Annotated in this window: 12 protein-coding genes and 1 pseudogene; 6 read left to right on the top strand and 7 right to left on the bottom strand. The window is 34.3% G+C overall.

Annotation, left to right across the window (positions count from 1 at the left end; all coding sequences use genetic code 11):
• Positions 1 to 181 precede the first annotated feature (181 nt).
• Positions 182 to 1,153, bottom strand: coding sequence for a glycosyltransferase family 2 protein (locus tag AOB57_RS10395; RefSeq protein ID WP_054299464.1), 972 nt, complete (start codon positions 1,151 to 1,153; stop codon positions 182 to 184).
• A 985-nt stretch (positions 1,154 to 2,138) separates the two neighbouring features.
• On the opposite strand from AOB57_RS10395, the gene AOB57_RS10390 reads away from it, so the two are divergent.
• From AOB57_RS10390 to AOB57_RS10365, 6 genes are all read left to right on the top strand, one after another.
• Positions 2,139 to 3,029, top strand: a complete 891-nt coding sequence (locus AOB57_RS10390; protein ID WP_048167038.1) for a DUF1616 domain-containing protein — start codon at positions 2,139 to 2,141, stop codon at positions 3,027 to 3,029.
• Between the two features lie 263 nt (positions 3,030 to 3,292).
• Positions 3,293 to 4,438, top strand: a complete 1,146-nt coding sequence (locus AOB57_RS10385) for a CPBP family intramembrane glutamic endopeptidase (RefSeq protein WP_226999472.1) — start codon at positions 3,293 to 3,295, stop codon at positions 4,436 to 4,438.
• A gap of 266 nt (positions 4,439 to 4,704) precedes the next feature.
• On the top strand, positions 4,705 to 4,875 hold the full coding sequence (locus AOB57_RS10380; protein WP_156149729.1) for a hypothetical protein: 171 nt from the start codon (positions 4,705 to 4,707) through the stop codon (positions 4,873 to 4,875).
• 503 nt (positions 4,876 to 5,378) lie between these two features.
• On the top strand, positions 5,379 to 6,932 hold the full coding sequence (locus AOB57_RS10375) for a DUF362 domain-containing protein (protein WP_048167040.1): 1,554 nt from the start codon (positions 5,379 to 5,381) through the stop codon (positions 6,930 to 6,932).
• Between the two features lie 419 nt (positions 6,933 to 7,351).
• Positions 7,352 to 8,632 carry a hypothetical protein gene (locus tag AOB57_RS10370; RefSeq protein ID WP_226999471.1) on the top strand — a complete coding sequence of 427 codons (1,281 nt, stop codon included), beginning with the start codon at positions 7,352 to 7,354 and terminating at the stop codon, positions 8,630 to 8,632.
• A 422-nt stretch (positions 8,633 to 9,054) separates the two neighbouring features.
• Positions 9,055 to 9,681 carry an acyltransferase gene (locus AOB57_RS10365; RefSeq protein WP_052721841.1) on the top strand — a complete coding sequence of 209 codons (627 nt, stop codon included), beginning with the start codon at positions 9,055 to 9,057 and terminating at the stop codon, positions 9,679 to 9,681.
• A 346-nt stretch (positions 9,682 to 10,027) separates the two neighbouring features.
• On the opposite strand, the gene AOB57_RS10360 is transcribed toward AOB57_RS10365, so the two are convergent.
• From AOB57_RS10360 to AOB57_RS10335, 6 genes and pseudogenes are all read right to left on the bottom strand, one after another.
• Positions 10,028 to 10,885, bottom strand: a complete 858-nt coding sequence (locus AOB57_RS10360; RefSeq protein WP_048167042.1) for a LamG domain-containing protein — start codon at positions 10,883 to 10,885, stop codon at positions 10,028 to 10,030.
• A 432-nt stretch (positions 10,886 to 11,317) separates the two neighbouring features.
• On the bottom strand, positions 11,318 to 13,405 hold the full coding sequence (locus AOB57_RS10355) for a PKD domain-containing protein (protein ID WP_048167043.1): 2,088 nt from the start codon (positions 13,403 to 13,405) through the stop codon (positions 11,318 to 11,320).
• A gap of 654 nt (positions 13,406 to 14,059) precedes the next feature.
• Positions 14,060 to 14,587: pseudogene (locus tag AOB57_RS14585) on the bottom strand (PKD domain-containing protein); the annotation flags it as partial.
• A 1,196-nt stretch (positions 14,588 to 15,783) separates the two neighbouring features.
• Positions 15,784 to 16,875: a glycosyltransferase family 4 protein gene (locus AOB57_RS10345; RefSeq protein WP_054299466.1), complete on the bottom strand. Its 1,092-nt coding sequence runs from the start codon at positions 16,873 to 16,875 to the stop codon at positions 15,784 to 15,786.
• Between the two features lie 323 nt (positions 16,876 to 17,198).
• Positions 17,199 to 18,416 (bottom strand): oligosaccharide flippase family protein, encoded by a 1,218-nt coding sequence (locus AOB57_RS10340; RefSeq protein ID WP_148704536.1) that lies wholly within the window; start codon positions 18,414 to 18,416, stop codon positions 17,199 to 17,201.
• Between the two features lie 654 nt (positions 18,417 to 19,070).
• Positions 19,071 to 20,501 carry a hypothetical protein gene (locus tag AOB57_RS10335; protein ID WP_167829599.1) on the bottom strand — a complete coding sequence of 477 codons (1,431 nt, stop codon included), beginning with the start codon at positions 20,499 to 20,501 and terminating at the stop codon, positions 19,071 to 19,073.
• Positions 20,502 to 20,810: the final 309 nt, after the last annotated feature.

The following is a 20,810-nucleotide window of genomic DNA, read 5'->3' as shown; positions in this document are numbered from 1 at the left end:
TAATTTAGATAGTTTTTCTACGAAACCATTTCTACGGAACCATTATATCATAGTCTTATCTGTTTTTAAGACGTTTCACCTAAATGGATTACTAAACTCATCAATCATATGTAGAGAGATGGTTATAAGATCCAACTCTTAATATTTCAAGAAAAAAAATCAATTTTACTCCTTTTCTCTTTTAACCTTTCAGCGCATCCCTCAGAATCGTAGATACCGAATGCAGCATAATACCCATCAAAGCCATAAAACTCCCTATAACAATACACAGAACCATGAGCATGGTAGGCCCGAAATACAGGTTTTTTCCCAGGATGAACTCGCGAAGGAAAATGACACCCATAATAAGCCCGATAATTCCAAGAATTGATCCAGGTAATGTCAGGTAGTAGAGAGGCCTGTTGAATTCGATATCTTTCAGAACCATCATAAGAACCCCAAAACCGTGTTTTATTGGGTTTTCTGTCGATCCGTCAACATCGTAACGGACACTGATTTCAACTTCGGTTATGCGGAGGCCGTGGCGGCCGGCGTCGGCTAACATTTCGCTTTCAATTGCCATGCCTTTGGCAGTGAAGCGAAAAACGCCTTTTGTAGAAGCGGCAAACGCACGAAAACCGCTCTGGGAATCGGTTATATGGAGGCCGGAGTTGAGGTTCGTTACTTCGTCGAGAATGGTCTGACCCACGCGGCGGTAGGCTGGGGTATTCTTGCCCAGACCATTGAGGTACCGGCTGCCGTTGACCATGTCGGCTTCACCTTTCAGGATGGGTTCAACCAGTTTCGGGATATCAGCCGGGTTGTGCTGGCCGTCGGAGTCCATGGTCACAATAATGTCTGCGCCCAGAGCGACTGCTGCTGTAAAGCCTGTTTTAAGAGCCCTTCCTTTTCCCTTATTCACTTCGTGAACAATGACCTCAGCGCCCGCTTTCCTGGCAACGTCGGCTGTGCGGTCTGAACTGCCGTCATCGACCACGATCACGTTGTCTGCGTACTTGCATGTTAGCAGGACAATGCTTCCAATGGCAACTTCCTCATTATATGCAGGGAGAACCACAGTTATGTTTTGAGGGACTGTAACCTCCTTGCATGTTTTTTCTTCGCATTGAACCATGCACTGAGAGCTTTTATCGGGGGAAAGCTCATTATTCATCTGTTCAACCTCTTATGAACTTATAGTATAAATACTTTTTTAAAATTTTTATGAATTGCCCTCAATTGTCTTGGAATTTTGAGGATGTTATGGAATACTATAATAGATGAGTATAGTATAAAATAAATAAAAGTTTAGAGAACAAATATTTAAAATGTTGGATATAATTCCAATACCCAGGCAGCTTTACTCCAATTGAATAAACGCATCATCTAGAGCCTTATCACAAGGTTCTGATGCGCTCTGAAAGTGCAAGTCAAAGCAGCATGCCTGACAGCTCTAATAATAATTATATGAAGTTAGTATATTGACATCCCAATATATTAATGGATCAATAAGGAGCGTATATATTAATTTAGCGAATTTACATTATCATAAAATAATACTAAAAAATCAATATTAATCAAGCAGCCCCGGTAGAACAAATACATAATTTTAATGTTAATTGCGATATTGAGAAAAATTATTCTTTGAATAGAGTACTAAGTAAATAAACGAAAACTTAAACCTCAAAGAGTCGGAAACTCGGGAACAGAAACAGCATCAAGAGAACTTGAGAAAAATCTGAGCTCAATTACCGGGGTTGCCTTGCCTGCTCAAAAACTCTCTTTTCAGCCCTGCGCCCTTATGGCTGCGCCTATCTTAATATGCGACTTGCCGCACCTCCTGGCTGAGAAAAGAAAAAAAATAAGCGAGAAAAAGATCCAGGAAAAAACCATAGAGCCAACTCGTTTGCCACATATCAGGAAAAAGAAAACTTAAAAACAGAAAAAAAGCAGAGGGAAGCAGAAAGATCAAGAAGTCCGAAAAAAGGTAAAAAAGAAGTATGAGAAGGCAGAAAAAGGTAAAACTGAAAAAATTTATAAGGAAAAAATACTTGCTATCTTAAATAAAGCGAAAGAATAAAATGCATTGGAGAGAAGTATTGCTACCATTAAAAAAATATATCTACAGTATCTTTTGATTATAAGCCGGATGGACCCGCATGACTGGAAAAAGAATTCCCTCAGACCTCTTGATTGTCATAGGGCTCGTGCTCCTTACGGACATATTTGTGCTTGCCCCCGGAATAAATGAGACTATACTCCGGAACGTACTTGGGCTGCCTCTTGTACTTTTCCTGCCGGGGTACGCCTTAATTGCTGCACTTTTTCCCGCAAAATCCGACCTTGACGGAATTGAAAGGACTGCACTTTCATTTGGGCTAAGCATTGCAATAGTGCCCCTGATAGGGCTTGTCCTCAATTATACGCCTTTTGGGATCAGGCTCCTTCCTGTGCTTGTATGCCTATCCATATTCATATTTATCATGTGCTGGCTTGCATATATAAGGCGGGCAAGCCTTCCTGAAACTGAGGCTTTCGAGATTTCTTTCAGCGCAGCTGCCCTTTCGCTCAAAAACGAGATCCTTGAGAAACCGGAGTCAAAGCTGGACAGAGCTCTCACGATTATCCTTATCCTGTCAATTCTCATGTCTGTCGCAACCCTGGAGTATGTAATCTTAACTCCAAAAGAAGGAGAACACTTTACCGAATTTTACGTGCTTGGTCCGCAAGGAATAGCTGACAATTACACTACAGATTACACGCTCGGGCAGAGTGGGACCATGATTGTTGGCATTGTAAACCATGAATACAGGCCTGTAAATTACACAATGCAAGTAAGGCTTGAAAACCAGTTGCTTCCCCTTCCAGAAAACCTGCAGCATATAACCCTTGACCACAACGAGACCTGGGAAGAGACTGTCACATTTACCCCACCCTTGGTAGGTCAGAACATGAAGCTTGAGTTCCTGCTTTTCAACGAGACCGACAAAACCACGCCCTACAGGGATCTGCACCTCTGGATAAACGTGAACGAAAACGAAAACAGCTAAGGGATGAACCGCAGAAGGATGGCTGCAAATGCCAGCCTCCTAATTCTCAACCTGGCAGCCTTTGCACATGCGGATTTCCTAAACTACATCTTGCTGTGATGGAGTGAGAGTAAGGGGCACGAGCCCCGGACAAAGCCCCCCTTCAAAACAAAGGGTACACAGGGAACTTAAAAACACAAAACCCCTACATAGACCTGAACCTGCCTTAAAAAGGAGTATTTTCCGTGCAAAAACTGATTAGTTTCCATAAAACATCAGAAAAATTGAGTCCTGTAATATCTGCATTAATTCTGACTCTGGTTTTACTGGCAATCTTTCCCGGAACTGCATCCGCAGGTAATTTCGAACTTCCCTCTTCTGCACTGACAGGACCAGTTTCAGATGGAATCTCTACTGAAATCCTGCAAGATGAAACAGACTACGGATTTACTTTGCTGCCCTATGAAAATCCCAGCCTTTTCCAGAAAATTGGGTGGTATGTGGACATTATTTATATGTTTGGTGGGATATGCACTGGGATTCTTATTCTCCTAACGCATCGGCATATTACTGCGCTGGAGCAAAAATTAGCCGAATTCCCAAATAAAAAGTTTGAATTAACCAGATTTGACGAGATAAGTCAGGAAATTTTTAAAACCGAAAGGCTCAGGCTCTTTACCTTAGCTCCTGTTCTGTTCATAGCACTTGCCGAACTTCTTATCTTTTCAGGGAGAATGGGATTAGCGGTCTGGATACATATCGGAATCTTAATTGGGCTTTCTCTTTCCAACATGCTCATAAAAGATCTTAAAATACTTAGAATTTACCAGGCTCTGATGCTTCTCCCTGTGCTGAGGCTAATAAACCTTTCAATGCCTGTGTTCTTTGAAACTACCCTTTACGCTTTTGTTTTTATTTATAGCCCTCTGGCAATTCCACTAGCTGTCATAGTAATGCATCAGAAAGATTCTTTAGAAGAGATCGGAATTACCACAAAAAATTTCCTGAGTTATGTTGCTCTCTCACTGCCCTTGAGTTTTTTGCTCGGGCTTGGAGAATATCTGACCATTCGAACAGGATACCTGATCCCTGATCTTTCCTTTGAAAGTCTCCTTAAGTTAACTATTATAATGGTCTTCTTTGTGGGTTTAGTTGAGGAGCTTATTTTCAGGTCAATTCTCCAGACCAGACTAGAGCAGGCTTTGAGTGTGAAAGAAGCTCTGTTAATTACAAGTATCCTGTTCGGGCTCATGCACTCTGGATATGGCACCTTCCATGAAATCCTTTATACCGGGTTTGTAGGATTGTTAATGGGTATTGCCTTTTACAAAACAAGAAGTCTGCCGTTTATTGTTCTAATGCACGGTTTCATTAATGTTTTTCTTTTCGGAATCCTGCCTCACTATCTAAGCAGCTGGACACCGTTCTGACAGCCCCTTTAAATCATTTTAAGGAGCCAGTTAAGCTTAAAATTCTCTTATTATGCTAATTACAATTTTTTTATTCTGATCCATGTATTAGCAGCCGTGTCTCAATATTTATTCTCATAAAAAGCATAAAAAGTATATAAAAACATATGAAAAGTATGAAAAAGCATAATAAAAAAGAGAATTCTAGCTAGAGAAGCTATGAATCACCTGACCTGTGAAACAGTCAAATACCTATGAGACGATCAGATGACCTTTGAGATGATCAGATGATCTGTAAAACTTTGAAAAATACAATTGCTACAAAACTGAAAAGCAAAGGAACAATTGCCAGATTAAAAGAATTATTGAGATATTTATTCCATTTTTCAGAAGCAGATAACACTTCTTTTAGAGAAAGGAGAACTATAAGCCCGATAGTCACTGTAGCCCCATACTGAGGAAGTCCAGGGGTCGTAAGCATTGAAATTGCACTCGATGAAATAGCGCTTGAAGAAATAATGCTAGACGTGATGGTGCTCAACAACATAAGAATACCTTCCAAGTATTTAAGTGTCTGTCAGGCTGTATTGTAAACTCATTGAAGTAATGTTATATCACTACTATGATAATATACTACTGTAATAACAATACGCTAAAATATAAAAAAGTTTTGATTAGGGCTTTAAGCGAGCTGTTACCCTCTAATTTTCTATACCTAACAGCTAAGACTGGAAGGAAGACCTCCCATTGAATATTTTCGTTATCTGGTTTTCAGTTCAAGGTGCTTCAGTCCCATAGTAAAACCTGAATATAAAGGACTCTTGAGAAGTAGAACCAGTTAATAAATCTGCATTATTGTATGGTTACATCATTATTTAATTAAAAATTATAAACTTTATATAGTGACATCACATTTGTTTTAACACAAGATTTTGGAACTGAGGCGTAAAGGTAGGTACTGATGGAAGAAGATAAAGAGCATCATTGTCATTCTCATAATGAAACTCAGTCTCACACATTCACTAACCACAAAAAAACATCCTTTAAATATAAGATAAGTTATTTGAGTCATAAATTTAAAAATAGTTTATTATTTGTAATTTTTGCAAACTTATTCTGGCTGGTGTGCAGATCCGGAACAAAACCTTCTAGAATTGTTTACCCCTGTCAGAAAGCTGCCATTGCAAATATAAGTACCTTTGCGATACTCCTATTATACAGCGAGAAGATTAAACTTTTTTTAAATCAAGATATTAAATTAAGTAAACTACTTTTAGGTGTACTGGTCGCAGCTTCAATAGCTGGATTATTTTTACTTGCGCGTTATAATAACCCGATTATTCCTCCAATTGAGCCTGGAGTGCATGGAAAAGTTTTATCCGAATCTGAGCAAGAAGAACTGGGAATTAATACTCAATATGCAACAATTCCAGCTGCTTATGATCTCCCTTCTCCTCATAGAGTTGTAGCGGTTCATAATTCAAATTCCACTACATGGAAAGGAGTGGGAAATCCGAATAACTACATGAATCAATCTGAAATAGACAAGATGGTAGAGATCGGAATAATGGAATTGACTGGGACAACTTCCCCTCAAGATGGATGGAGAAAAATAATCCCATACAAAAGTGGAGAAACGGTTGCAATAAAAGTGAATTTCAATAATAACTGGCATTATACAAACGGGTTTTATTTTGATGATGATTCAGATACGAGCATGCTTAATTACGCAGCAATTGTAAATTCGGTAATAAAAGGATTGAGATCTATTGGTGTCCCATCCGAAAATATATGGATAACCGATCCCTCAAGACCAGTTCATGATCAGTTTAGAGAGAGAATCTATGATAAAGAAATAAAGTACTATGTAAATGAAAATTCCGGACCATATATTGAGGGAAGACCTAATATTTTTCTATCGGGTTATGTTTCGGATAACTCGGAATATGCATCAACAAGCACAGCTTACGCTGAAAAAATAAAACCTGCTAAAATATTTGTTAACGCAACCTACATAATCAACATGCCTCAGTTAAAAGGACATGGATTTAAAACCGTTGGAAGAGTAACATTAAGTTTGAAGAATAATTTTGGGAGTGTTTCCTATACTGCTGATGCACACGGGCGCTCTCCAGCACACAATGCCGATTCATTTGCAAAACTCCTGGCAGACATTAATAATAACCCGGTTTTCCGAAATAAAACCAGGTTAATTATAGGTGACGGTATTATGGGGAACCCCAATGTAAATACCGCTCCGCCCACGCTATGGAAATCATTTGGTAACAAACCCCCAGAAACTCTTTTCTTTGGAGTTGATCCTGTAGCAACAGATTCAGTTATGATAGATTATATAAGAAGAGAAGTTGGTTCACAGGCTACAGGTCTAGTTGAGTTTTATGCAGCTGAATTAGGGTTGGGAGTTTTTGAATCGTGGAATGATCAGGAAAAATATACCCACATTGATTATCGTCCTATAGATCTTGACAATCAAACATACAATCCTTATATTTAAATCCTACTGTTATTAAGAGCTAGAACGAGATTTAACAATAAATTAAAACGATTTTTACCTTTATTTCCTCAGAAGGTCTTTTTTCGAAAAGTACATCCAAAATCGGCTTTACTCCGGTAAAGGATAGAAAGAATGAAGTGTCAATGGGTAATTATTTGATAAAAGGTTTCTTACCAGAAAGACAATGAAATAGGTTAAAAGAATGTGATTTTGAAATTAGAATCCTTGGTAATGTCTTAATTTTAATTGTATAAGTCTTAATTTTGAATACATAAGTCTTAATTTTAAGCACATAGATTTTAATTTTAAGCCCATAATTCAAATTAATTAAACTTATATACTTTAAAACTTAATTTAAATTCAAAAATAATATAGAGTTTTAGGAAAAAAATTCAACAAATATTGTTAGGGAATCTGTTATGAGATTCTTCAGCAGAACTTCTCAAATTAAATTTTTAACTTCATTAATTTTAACTTTATTAATTATTGCTCTAGTTGCTTCGACTCTAGGATGTATAAGTTTAAACACAGACAAAGACAATTCAAACTATAATCAAGATATGAAGAAAGAGCCTCCAACACCTGAAGCAAATATTACGTTTATTACTACTGGTTCGTCATTTTCACCGATTATTACGGTCACAGGTAATCCTGAGATTAAGTGGGTATTTGGTGATGGCTCAACATCCAATTCTGCATCTCCTACTGTAAAATTTGGCTCAAAAGAGACAAGAGTAAACACTCTGGTAGTAACGCCCTGGAGTGCAGTAACTAAGATCAATATTGGTTATGACGGTTCAGATGGGGGAGTAACTCCAGGTCCCAATACAATAGAAAATTTAGAACAACAGAATGTAATAGCTGTCAGTGGTTTAGAAAATGTTGCCCCTTACCTCCAGGTATGGGCTTCAAGCTATAATCCGATAACTGAGCTGGATTTCAGTAACTTCACGGCGCTGCATACTATTGAATGTTATTATTGTACATCGTTGAATACCATTACGCTCCATAACGTTCCATCTCTGAAAAGGCTTTGCCTCGAATGTTGTAATCTTTCATATCTTGATATATCCGAAGCTCCTTCTCTGGAAGATCTTCGTGCAGCAGTTCAGCAAAGCCCAACATATACAATAAATTGGGGCAATACAGGAGCTAATATATGGCATGTATGCATCAGAGATAATCCACATATGACCGGCACATTACCGTACAATCAGCTCCCACTTTTAGAAGACTTTTTCACCTGGAACAGTAACCAGAGCGGCACTCTGCACCTGACTTCAACGAATTTGAAAAGTGTTCTATCGTCTGATAACAATTATACTGCTGCTAATCTTTCTGGTTGCTTCCCTGCTGGTAGAGAAGGTACCGTGAATATGTATAATAATAACCTGATAAGTTTAGATATATCTAATAATCCTGGTTTGATTAACTTAAACGTTAGTCAAAACTCACTAAACCAAACAGAAGTAGATAAAATACTTCAAACAATGGATTCGTATAATACCGAAAATGGTTATTTAGATATAACTGGGAATGCTGAGCCTTCAAGTAAAGGAGCCGCACATGCGAATAACCTAACTGCCAGAGGATGGAAAGTTAGAAGTTCAGATCAATTTGTTAAAAAATTAATTCGCACTTCATCATTCCTAGATATCGAATTACTTAAAAATATTTTAGGCTCAATACTGAGCAATTAGAACGTACATTGAGTAAGTAAATAGCTTAAATCGAAGAGTAATAACAGGTGAAGCTTGGGATGGAAGTTTATCAATTAAAATATTGATAAATGGGATATCCAGTCTTCACCATGATTTCTTTGATCAGAAGCTACACTTTTTTCAACCTTGTATATTTATCTGCAATCTATAATTTTCTAAGTTTGAAAGTTGTATAAGTTTAAGGATAGAAAAACATAATTAAAGAAATTTATGGACTGAAAAATAATAATTTTTTTGGTCATAATATAGTTAGTCAATAACAAAACTAGCACACCAGCGAGATAAAAGAGTTAGTTTATATAATGTAAAGTTGCCAGAATAATATCAATAGTTGCTCATATTCCATTTTCAGATCTGAAATAGTCGGAGAAAGATGATGACTAAAAAAGGGTTGAAATAACATGATTTCATTAAGAGAGATGTTATACTATATTATAAAAGGGATTGATGGGATAATAACACCTCTAATTTTATTACTGACAAAAATAATAATTGTAGACTCACCAGTTATTGTCTCGCTTGGGAAGCTAAGAGGACTTATATTATTACCTTTTATAAAATGTAAATCAATTCCATCTATCGGGAAAGATGTTTACTTCTCGGAATTGCTAACTCGAAAATATGTTTTTGGAAAAAATGTAGGTATTTCAAATTTTTGTAAGCTTTTTGGTCCAATAGAAATCGGAGATAACGTAGATATAAATTATAATGTACAGTTAAGGCCACAAACCTTTATTGGTAATAATGTTGGCATAGGTCCAAATACGCTCTTCATGACTGACACTCACGACTTAGGAAATGAAAAAAAAAGAGTTGGAAAACATAGGATTAAGAAAATAGTTGTTGAAGATGGATGCTGGATCGGAGCAAACGTCATAGTATTAGGCGGAGTAACAATTGGTGCAGGATCGGTTATAGGTGCAGGATCTATAATAGATACAGATGTAAAGCCTAATTCACTTGTAGTAAGTGATAGATCAAAGCATATCAGAGAAATAAGGAAATTGAATTTTTTAAGAAAATCATAATTACATTAATATAGAACCAAGACAGTTCTTCTGCCCTAATTCCAGATTTTACATATAGAGTTAGGGAGGAATTTCAATAAGTCCTAGGGGAAAATAAACTTATCCTAAAAATTTAAAGTAATATCATATGGATAAAAATATACAAGAATATCCAGAGAAAAAAATAAAAATTGCAGTCTTTTCCTTATTCATTAGACCCAAATAGCGTAGAATTTGAGAAAAAAGATAAAGAGACTTTGAATGAGTATCCTAATTTATATTCAAATATCTCCTGAAGTACTTTTCTTTGCTAATATAAACATATTTTCTACGATTGAACCTACAGGTATATACTTTTTCCATTTGCTTATAATTCATTAAGTTTATCAATAACTCCTTTATAGAATTTCGTTTCATTTTCAGGATTGAGATCATCAGCTGATTCATAGTTAGAAGATTGTTTACTGCTTATATACTGGAAACTGTTGAAGACGATCTCTTTGGGTTGCTCATTCTGAGGAGTAAAATTAGCTACAGTACCAAAATATTGACAAATTGTTGATTCTACATGCGGAATCTCACTCTCGTTTGTATAATTCCAGTTACTGATAATTGATCCATCACTACTAACTACGGAAAAATTTATATAAGTAGGTTCCCACTCAATAATATAAGTTATATTTGTTTCATTTAAATATGGCGAATCAGAATATACATCATAATATATATTTGAAGGATAATCTTCAACTGATCCAGGCTGATTGGTGAACCACAAGTGTTCATCATGCCCAGGCCATTGATTTATTTCTATATCAATCTCATTAGTATCATTCGCATAAGTAAACATCCCTATTGATGTATTACGTTCTAAATTCAGGGATGGAGAACTTATGTTCCATATAAATTTCCCATACTTGACGGTATAAGGGCTTTCAAGTGTAGTACAACACCATGTATCACCAATTTTTTGTAACCTCATATGTAAGCGCCCTTGATCGTCCACCCATGTGTTATTTTCCAACTGAGATATCACCCTCCAGTTAATTCCACTCCACAACAGGCGGCCATGACTCACATTACTCGGATGTCCAGTCTTTACATCTGTAACAGGGTCTTGAGCTTCCGGTAGTAACCAGGTAAAACTAAAATTATTAACCAATATGACAATTATTAGCATAACAAGATTCAGTAATATGAAGCCAAATACGACTACCAGCTTTTTCATCGTTAAACATCCAAGGTACTAAGTGGAAATCATGGCCAAATAAGCTTGGAGATCACTCTCCCATTTTTCATAAGAATATTTTTAAAACCTCATTGCTCTGAAATATATCATATGGGCTAATGATTATAGGAGTAATCCAAACTTACTTTTTAATACTGCATGCACTAATTTAAGATTTATTAAAACATAAATATATCATTTTACAACCTGCATTCATATTATAAACATTTATTTTTTTTTCTATATTTTCCCCTTGTGTATCTGGATATGGGAACTACCATAGTTTGACCAGTTGCATGATATTGGAAATTAGATCACTATCTATTCGCAATCATAAGCAGATCCCAAAATTAAATTACATCCACAAATCCAGCATTGAAGATAGTCAATTGATTCACCTAATGTGAAATAGTTTTGATATCCTCATTGATTTCAGGTAAAAATTGATGTTGGGAGAAATTTACTAAGATGTTTGTATAGGAACCAGTACAGTTTATTTAAGACATCTGACGTGAATGGGTTTACTGTAACAGTTTTTATGCAGCTGAAGCTTCCATCGGAACTACTAACAGTCATATTTATAGAATATACTCCTACCTTTTCAAAAACATGAACAGGGTTTTTCTCTGTAGAGTCGACTATACCATCGTTTTCAAAATCCCAGCTCAAATTTTCTGATTTAATTATAGATGTGTCATTAAAAGCTACTGTTAATGGAGCTACCCCAGAATCTGAAGACATTGAGAATGAATGTACAGGAACTCCGGTGTCTGTAATGTTTATTGTATGAGTGCCCGGATCAACATCATGATAAATATAGTAAAATCCATTTTTATATCTTATTTTGTCTTCATAAATTTCTGCACCATCATAATCAGCAGTTATTAAATTTCTATTGTTAATCAATTTTATTGTGAAATTACTGATTGGTTGTTGAGTAGTAATTTCAATAGAAGTGTTATTATCATTACGAGTTGCTATTATTGTAGAGTTTTTTATTCCCGAATTATACTTAGCAATGGTTTCCAGACTCTCATAAGATACATCATCTAAATTTTGAGTTATATAGACAAAAACTTTGGATATATTGGAAACCATATCGGGGTTTTCCATAACCCCCTGAATATGTCCTCCTATGATATAATTAGCTGGGAAGTTAATATTTTTAAAATATTGTAAACTGTTAATATTATCTGTATAAATATCAGCTGGGGTATCAGTATTGATATCGTATCTAGTAGGAGTCTCCAGTTCTATTAAATTTGTTTTTTTGTTATAAAGTATCTTTTGCTTTGGGAAGAACATATTGTTACTTAGTTCATCTCCAATAGAGCCCATTCCTGTAAAAGGTCCATAATTTGAGCTTATTGAATACCCAAGATCTGCAAATATCTGAAAAGCTGGGATTGTACCTGTAGTTCCTGGAAATCTAAAACTATAAAACCCATAATCCTCTTTTCCTGTGGCATCATTTATGATATCTTCAAACATTGTAACATTACTATTACTTGCCGTGTTTACATCAGTCCAATCCACCCCATGTGGATGAATAGTATGAGTATCTCCAAACTGAGAAAAATAATTGAGTCCTTTCTTTGTAGTATCACTATCAGGGATAATAAAAAATGTGTCTGGAATAGAATATGCAAGATTTTTCTTCATTCTGAAATAATTAGACGTTGTTTGTATCTCATTATCAGAACCATGAATATCGTCTATAGTTAATGTGAGTATTTTATCTGTTTTTGGATATGTTACAGCTACACTATATGTATTTGATTCGAAACCCAAAATCCAGTCTCTCAATGAGTAAAAAAGTGCTGAGGCAGTATTTGAGTCAAAGTAGCTATTTTTTCCTCCAGAGATAAACATATTAGGGTTTGAATAAATTGCTTTAGCCCCAGTTGTTGTATTTTCAAATTTAACAAGCATATTTCCATCCCAATGCCCCAGGTGCATTAAAACATTATAGTTAAATCCCGATATTGTTCCTGAGCGAGGGCTATAAGCTCTCATCCAGGTATAACTTTCAATCGATGATTGAATCGGGAGTGATGAGGGAAAGCCCGATAAAAGTGGATCGGTATTATTGAAATATACTCGCTGAGCATGATTAATAGGATATTGACTCCAATTTCCCAGAATGTTTATCCGATTAGCAGTTTGTAAGTTACCATTCTCATCAAATATTGGATCATTTAGAAACCAAACTTTCCCACCACTATTCAGATAATCATTTATTATTGCAGCCGTTGAATTTGACATCTGATTTTCAGGGACTATAAGCAAATCAATACCTGATAAATCTTGAGACAAAATCGTATCATTAAACAAATATGTCAGGTTATACTCATAAAACATCGAAGTACAGAAAGGATCATGACTGACTGTCTGTGCGTTTTCTAGATATACAGCTATATGTTTACTATTATTAAGACATTCTGCTGGAGTTGCAGATGCAATACCTATAGCTGCTATAAAAGAAATTAAACAGATCAGAAGTCCTTTTTTAAGTTTCATGTCTCTTTCCCTTTATAAAGTGATACTACTTTTCTTTTATATTTCTAGAAGCCCTTCTTAAAACAATTATTATGATAGATTACTTAAGCTTTCTTAAATTAATTTCACTTTCCGAACTATTTTTCCTCATAAATAATTTTATTGTACTTTCTCCCATCACCCTAATAAGTTTAATTATTTATTCGTCAAAATTAAATATCTTCTCATCTTTTTTCCTCAATTTCAATCATAAATTCTCTATGAGATTTTATAAAAATGACTTTACTAAATTTAAAATATAAATCCAAGAAATTCTTCTGCTGTCAATACAATAGAAAATTGAAGATTATTATAAAGTATTGAACGTTTATGTGGGATGGAAAGCTGTCAGGCAAGGAGATATGGTTTCCAGAGGGCAATATTATGATGGTAGCAAGAGTTTTCTAAGGTTTGATATGTAAAGAATAGAAACAAAGAGTACAGGTTTTAAAACAAAATAGAATACTACAAGAAATGCTGTTAATTGATTTTTAAAAATAAAATCCTTCGTTTAAAAATTGGGAAAGTTAAAAATTGCCTGCAAAGCAGGCAAATGAATAAATCCTGAGATATTTTTCATTGATTCCTGTCTTTCCGATTTTTTCTTATTTTCACTTTTGTTGCTATTTTCTCCCTTTAACTGGCTTTACAGACCTTTGGTGCCTTTGACACTATATAGTGGTATTTCGTTGTTGAAGTGCTACCTGCTTCATTGGTTACTGTCAACTTTACCGTATACTTTCCTGGTGTTGAATATGTGTGTTTCGGATTCTGGAGTGTTGAGTAAGCTCCATCCCCAAAATCCCAGTACCATGAAGTAGGCGAACCTGTGCTACGGTCTTTAAAGTACACAGTCAGAGGCGCAGTTCCCATCCTTGGTGAGCCCCAGCAGTTTATAACTGGTTTTTCCACGGCTGTTCCTGCTACTGTTATGTAATTTGATTTCGTTGCCGTATTACTGCCTGCAGCATTGGTTGCTGTAAGCGTTACTGTGTAAGTTCCTGCTTTCGAATATGTATGCATTGGATTTTTCTCGGTTGAACTTGTCCCATCTCCAAAATTCCAGTTCCAGGAGGTTGGAGTCCCTGTACTTTTATCAGTAAAAGCAACTTTCAAAGGTACACTTCCTGAGACTGGAGATGCCGAAAACGAAGCTACGGGTTTTTGTTTAGGCTCTTTCCAGGAAGGATCATATGGAGTATAGGTAAAACTACTCAATACTATCTCTGCTGCATTCCCACTTGCAGGATAATAACTTCCTGCCAGGGGTAACAGACACATACAGATGGTAGAGTTTATTGCTGGGATACCTTCAGGATCTGAATAAGTCCAGTCTAGAATTATGGTTCCATCTTCTGCAGTGGCAGAATAGTACACATAATCAGGAGTCCACTCTATCGAATATGCTATGTTTTTATCATTCAGATGAGGATTAGACGAGAAAACACCATAAGAAATGTTTTCAGGATGATCCTCAACTGATCCAGGTTGATTCACGAAGTATAAATGTTGGTCAGTCCCAGGCCATTGGTTTATCTCTATGTCAAGCTCGTTTCTATCATCGTGATATATAAATAAACCAATAGTTGTATTTCTCTCCAAATTTAAGGAAGAAGAGCTAATAACCCATGTAAATTTTCCATATTTAACGGTATTACGGCTTTCAAGAATAGCACCACACCATCTGCCATTGATCTTTTCTAATCTCATGTGCAGATTGTTCTGGTCATCTACCCATGTGTTTGAGTTTGCTGCAGGTACATACCAAGTAATCCCACACCAGTCCAGATTGTTATTAACAGGAAACGTTTGAGCGCTCACTGTTAATGGCGTCAACAAACACAATGTAAGGAAAAACAAAAGTATCCTAGTACAATTTATACTAAACCCCCCTTATGAATTAAAATATTCGTAACTGTTTAAAATCGACAGTTTTGAATATTTTTCATACAGAATAAACAGATTCCAAAATATTTAATTGTATCTGTATTATTTTTTTTGGATTGTTAGCCAAAAACTAATACTGAGGACTCTAAAATGTAGAATTAGGTCTTTAAGCCATGAATTTTAAATAATCAATTGACTAACTGGTATGAAAAATTAGTTATGATTTTTATCATATAATAAACAAAATTAGTTTTAGAATGAAATTAATTACTGAATTAAATGGAGACTATTTGCAGGATATTGTAGTATGCCTCATTTAGATATCAAATAAAAGTTTAATATAAAACTGGTAGTTATAACTTGAAAATAAGTAAACCGAATTAGGCTTTGTTTGGCAAATTAAGATCTCATATCATTAACAATTAAATGTATAATATTTACATATTCCCGATTTTATTCCCTGTTGCAGCAGATCATGCTCTTTTTGCAATTTCATACTTCATTTTCAACTCATTGTATATTTGAAGATATTGAGTAGAAACTGAATCCCATGTAAAAAATTTTGCAAATTTCTTTTGCATTGATACAATGTGATCCACTTCTTCGGCAGAATAGTGACTCCGAATAATATTCGCAATTTCGTCAACAGTGGGTTCAAAAGATTTCAGCTCAAAATTCATATTATTTACAAAGTCATTTATCCCTGCCTTATTAGAATAGAATACAATACCGTTTAGTGTAGCAAAAGCCTCTAAAATAGCAAGGGAAAAAGGTTCATATCTAGAAGGATATATTGCCAGATCAACACTTGATAGATACATCTTCAGTTCATCGTTTGTAGTTTTACCTAAAAACTTTACGTTATCACTAATTCCTTCTTCTGCAGCAATAGACTTCAAGTAATCTAATTGATCACCAATGCCTGAAATATATAAAATTGCATCTGATCTTTTACTCTTTGCAAGACCTTTAATAAGAAGATCAACCCCTTTTTCATAAGAAAGTCTGCCATGATAGAAAATAGAAGGACAACCTTCCAGATGTATTTTTGATTTGCTTTTAGAAAACCAAAAATCATCTATTGCATTGGGTATAACGCAAACATTTGATACATTATATTTTCTCTCAACAAGAGATTTCATATTATATGAATTTACAATTACCTTTTCTGCATTTTTCAGGAATCGGGAAACAAAAAGATAGCTTGGAATATATTTAAGGAAGTTGACCCAGTTTTTATTTTTAAGCTGATTCATAGTTTCTATTCGAATATCACCATGATAATTTAAAATAATAGGTGTTCCTTTTAATACAGCTATTAGATGCAATAAAAATCGTTTTATTGGAGCAAAAAAAGGACTTGTAGTCATATGAACACCAATAAAATCATTAGAATGAAAAAGTAAATCAATTAAGCTGCATGATCCCATTGGATATAGATCGTTGCAAGGATAAAGACTGATACATAAATCTAAATCTTTTTGAATTTTAATAGCTGAGTATAACTCACGTGCTAAATTTGCAGGTGCATTGTCTGTTTTAGGATAAAAATATATTAATTTCATAACTTCACTTCTTTTTAATGCACATTAGAAATCGATTAATTTATTTTTATACATAGTACATATATGAAAAACTCAGACAATATTTTGCAATAGATCTTTAATTTTTTTCCTTGCTCAATTATTCAGTTAATTAATTTTTATATTGGTCTGATAAAGCTGTTTCAGCATGGGAAATTACTTGCTAAATAGAACTTAACTATGGAAGTATCACTCCTATCGATATACTGATATAAACATAGTTTGTTTAGATTTTCATAATGGAATGCATACTCTTTACAGATTTTTATTGATTATTCAAGCACGGGATTCGATTTTATCATAGTTTAAAATTTTCCTTTGTTTAATAAAAAATATATTCCTATAATTAACGCAATAGCAGTTGATATTGGGGCTCCAATTATTCCCATACGTGGTATAAGATACATAGCCAAAATTATATTGATGATTGCTATCAGGATTGAGGATTTATTTACTGATTTAACACCATTTATACCTCTTGAGCAGAAAGTCCAATTATATATTCCATAATAAACGATCAAAATACTAAAAATAGCAAATGAAATCATTAATAGAATATCTATGGTATATGAACTGCCATATATATTTAAAATAACAAATTGGATAAAAACCATAATAGGAATTCCAAATCCAATTAAATAGGGTGTAATCTTATTAATTCTTTTTAAAATGATAGTCATATCATTACATTTTGATGCAGTTGGAAAAAATACACTATTAAAAATATTAAAAAATATGGCTGCAGTATTTATCGAAGCAAAACTGTAGGCATTGTATATCCCCAGGGCTTCAGTATTCATATACATATTGATAAATATTTGATTTATATTAGTATATAATATAAATATTAGGCTTCCAATTATTGAGTATATGGCAAATTTTGTCAATGTGTTTGCCCAAGAGGTATCAAATATAGGTACGAGATACCTGCTAATATAAATCAACATAAAGCTACTTGTTATTAGATATGCAACAAACATTGAAAATATTGCAGATTTATATGTTAGTGCGTTTGTATAAACTACGCATAATAATGTAAATAGCAGTATTGAACTATGGATTGGGGCAACCATTGCAAAGATTTTCATCTTATGTAATCCATTCAATGTACTTATTAGAAGAGTATAAATTACATACAGTACAGCAAAAACAATAGATAGATGGAACATTTCGCTAGGCACAGAAAAATATTCTAATACTTTTTGCGGAGTAATTAAATATATAAACACAAATACTATTGTAAAAATGATTACTAAAATATAAGTTGTTGAGATCACAGTTTTCTGTCTATCATAGTTTTCTACTTCAGCGTTGTATTTTACCATTGCATTATGATAACCCATAAGCATTGGAATATACAAAAACATTGAGATAGATTGAATTAGACTGAACTTTCCATATTCTAATGGACCAAGAAGTCTGCCAACAAGCACGTTAAAAGTAAATAAAAAAACCATTCCAATTAATGTTCCAAATCCTACATATGATAAATTTTTAAGAAAGTGGGTGGCCTCATCACTCATTCTCTCATGTAATACTTTACTATAGACGAAATTAATAACGAGCCAACAATAATTAAAAATGGATGAGTTCACTCAAAGCACCTTTTACCTAACCTTTTTACTTTTACTTTCTATCTCAACCTAAATCTTAGATCCTACCTAAAATGTCCCACTATTCCAAAGCTTATCCATAAACATGCAAAGTAGAGCATATAAGTTAGTTCTCATTTTTCTTTCCCGGTATAAGGAACTTCTGAATATCAACAAGAATTTATCCTCTATGAGTCTATCTGAGACTAACATTGAAGACATCCCAAAACTCAGAGTTGAGTTTTAAGTCTCAAGTTTTAAATCTCGAATTTGGGATAATCGATTAATTTTCTAATTAGGGGAAATTTCGAGAACTTTATTGTTATGGAAATAAATTGGTTTTAGATTAGCTTATCTTTCTATGTTTGTCGATCCACTCTTCTGGCAATGATAATAAAACTCTATATTATCCAGAAATCTTGAGAAAATTTCATAGATGTGCTCTATTTTCAGTTTTATCATTACTCAAATGATAATGAATTGAAATATAATACTTTTTGGATTAACTCTCTGGTAAAAATTTTAAAAGTTATTTAAATAGCTGATTAAAACTTTTATTTAAATAACTGATTAAAAGTTTACAACTCATCCAAAACTTGATGTCACCTCATTACTAACATCATGACTGGCTACAGTCTGATAATTCATAGAATACCACCCGTTAACATACACAGTAGATCTCCTCACATTACTCTCTTCATCATCTCTACCTTCAATCATTTGATAGAAATATGCCGCTTTAGTGTAGGATGAAACTGCATTTAGATTATCATCAGGCGCGTGATCCCTGAAAAAATTAGATCCGACTTCCTGAGACGTAGGATAATTGATATAGGAATCTCTGCCGTACGAATAAAATGGATATGTTGCAAAGGCGATCAATAGAAAAACAATAAAGAAACCTTTAATAGTTCTACGTAAAGGCTTGGATGGAATATTTAAAGAGTTGAATGATGAAGCTATAAATATTGAAACAAACAGTAGTGAATAATTTAATGTTCGACTAATAATATTCTGAGTATCTGATCCCCCTAAAATCAAATTACCTAAAGTAATGGTTGAGAAAATCACACCTAGTAGCAGCATAAAATATTTCATAATAAGTTTGGGCTCTTTTAACATATTTATATTGTTAGTAGTGAAGGCATAAAAACCTATAAAGTAAAGATCGCATACGATTATAACTGCCAAAACCAGTGCATACAGCTCATATTTAAACATAGTAAGATTTTGTATCCATACATAATCCGCTGCTAGATTTCCAGTACCAACTGTATACGTGGAGGCATGACTCCAATTTCTGCTTTCCAAAGACAGCATACGATGAAGAGTTTCAATTATTCCGGCACCCATAACGCAGGATGGTGAGAATATCCATGTGATCCAAGAGAGAAATACGAAACAAATTTTTTTCCAAGTTATATCCAGTATGTTTAACTTGGTTATACGAATATAAGAATAAAAAAACGCAAGAATCACTAGCAATACAATCGGATGTATTGCATGGGTTGATACAAGTACAATCGCAACTATGTAAAATAGAATTTTTGTGTTCCATTTATCTGAGACACATGAGAATAAGCAAATTAATGTTAATATTATAGCTAAAGAATTGGGAGTAAGTGATATTTCGATAATTTGTGTTGGAATTGCAACCACAGTTGAAATAAAGGCAACTCTTGAATCAAAAAGATGTTCTGTTAATAAATACCAGAAGACAAACATGGATATTAAAACTAAAGGTGTGAAAATAAACCGAGAAAACGCAAATAAATCTATACCTGCCAGTAAATGAACTATATGAAACAACATGTAAGAGCCAGGGAAACTTTCAGGATAGGACAAATCAATCGAGTCAGATAATACTTCTGGGAGCAAAACAGACGCGTGTACTACGTTAATAGTGTCTGGGAAACGATATAAAGTAGACAAAAAATATGGCGTTGCATCTATGACTAATACTAAATAAGCGATAAAAATAAGATGGAATATTTTTCCCTTTAGATCGTACTTCACTATTATAAGGAAAAGTAATACGTACATTATAATTATAATATGTATCCAGGGCCAAACGCCGTTAACAAGCCAGATAGGGTCTGAATGCCTGATCTCTTGTATGTAGTCCCAGTTAATGTGCATAAAAAATATCCATAGGACAGATAGAAAAGTGGAAAAAGCAAGAATAGTCGAGCGCAATAAATTCTTGTTCAAAATGCCCACCGCAACATATTAAATTTTTTCAAAACTAAAGTGTTTATCTATAATTTAAATAAAATTATGTGTGAGATGCTTGAATTGAAAAAATATTAGCATTAGGCTGTTAAA

The sequence above is a fragment of the Methanosarcina flavescens genome (genome assembly GCF_001304615.2).
Lineage (GTDB): Archaea > Halobacteriota > Methanosarcinia > Methanosarcinales > Methanosarcinaceae > Methanosarcina > Methanosarcina flavescens.
Note: the sequence above shows the minus strand (reverse complement) of the source record. Positions and strands in the feature narration are given on the sequence as shown.

Excerpts from the sequence above, each read along its gene's own strand:
- AOB57_RS10355 (WP_048167043.1), bottom strand. The coding sequence starts at position 13,405 with ATGAAACTTAAAAAAGGACTTCTGATCTGTTTAATTTCTTTTATAGCA.
- AOB57_RS10340 (WP_148704536.1), bottom strand. The coding sequence starts at position 18,416 with ATGAGTGATGAGGCCACCCACTTTCTTAAAAATTTATCATATGTAGGA.
- AOB57_RS10395 (WP_054299464.1), bottom strand. The coding sequence starts at position 1,153 with ATGAATAATGAGCTTTCCCCCGATAAAAGCTCTCAGTGCATGGTTCAA.
- AOB57_RS10345 (WP_054299466.1), bottom strand. The coding sequence starts at position 16,875 with ATGAAATTAATATATTTTTATCCTAAAACAGACAATGCACCTGCAAAT.
- AOB57_RS10365 (WP_052721841.1), top strand. The coding sequence starts at position 9,055 with ATGATTTCATTAAGAGAGATGTTATACTATATTATAAAAGGGATTGAT.
- AOB57_RS10360 (WP_048167042.1), bottom strand. The coding sequence starts at position 10,885 with ATGAAAAAGCTGGTAGTCGTATTTGGCTTCATATTACTGAATCTTGTT.
- AOB57_RS10375 (WP_048167040.1), top strand. The coding sequence starts at position 5,379 with ATGGAAGAAGATAAAGAGCATCATTGTCATTCTCATAATGAAACTCAG.
- AOB57_RS10370 (WP_226999471.1), top strand. The coding sequence starts at position 7,352 with ATGAGATTCTTCAGCAGAACTTCTCAAATTAAATTTTTAACTTCATTA.
- AOB57_RS10390 (WP_048167038.1), top strand. The coding sequence starts at position 2,139 with ATGACTGGAAAAAGAATTCCCTCAGACCTCTTGATTGTCATAGGGCTC.
- AOB57_RS10380 (WP_156149729.1), top strand. The coding sequence starts at position 4,705 with ATGATCTGTAAAACTTTGAAAAATACAATTGCTACAAAACTGAAAAGC.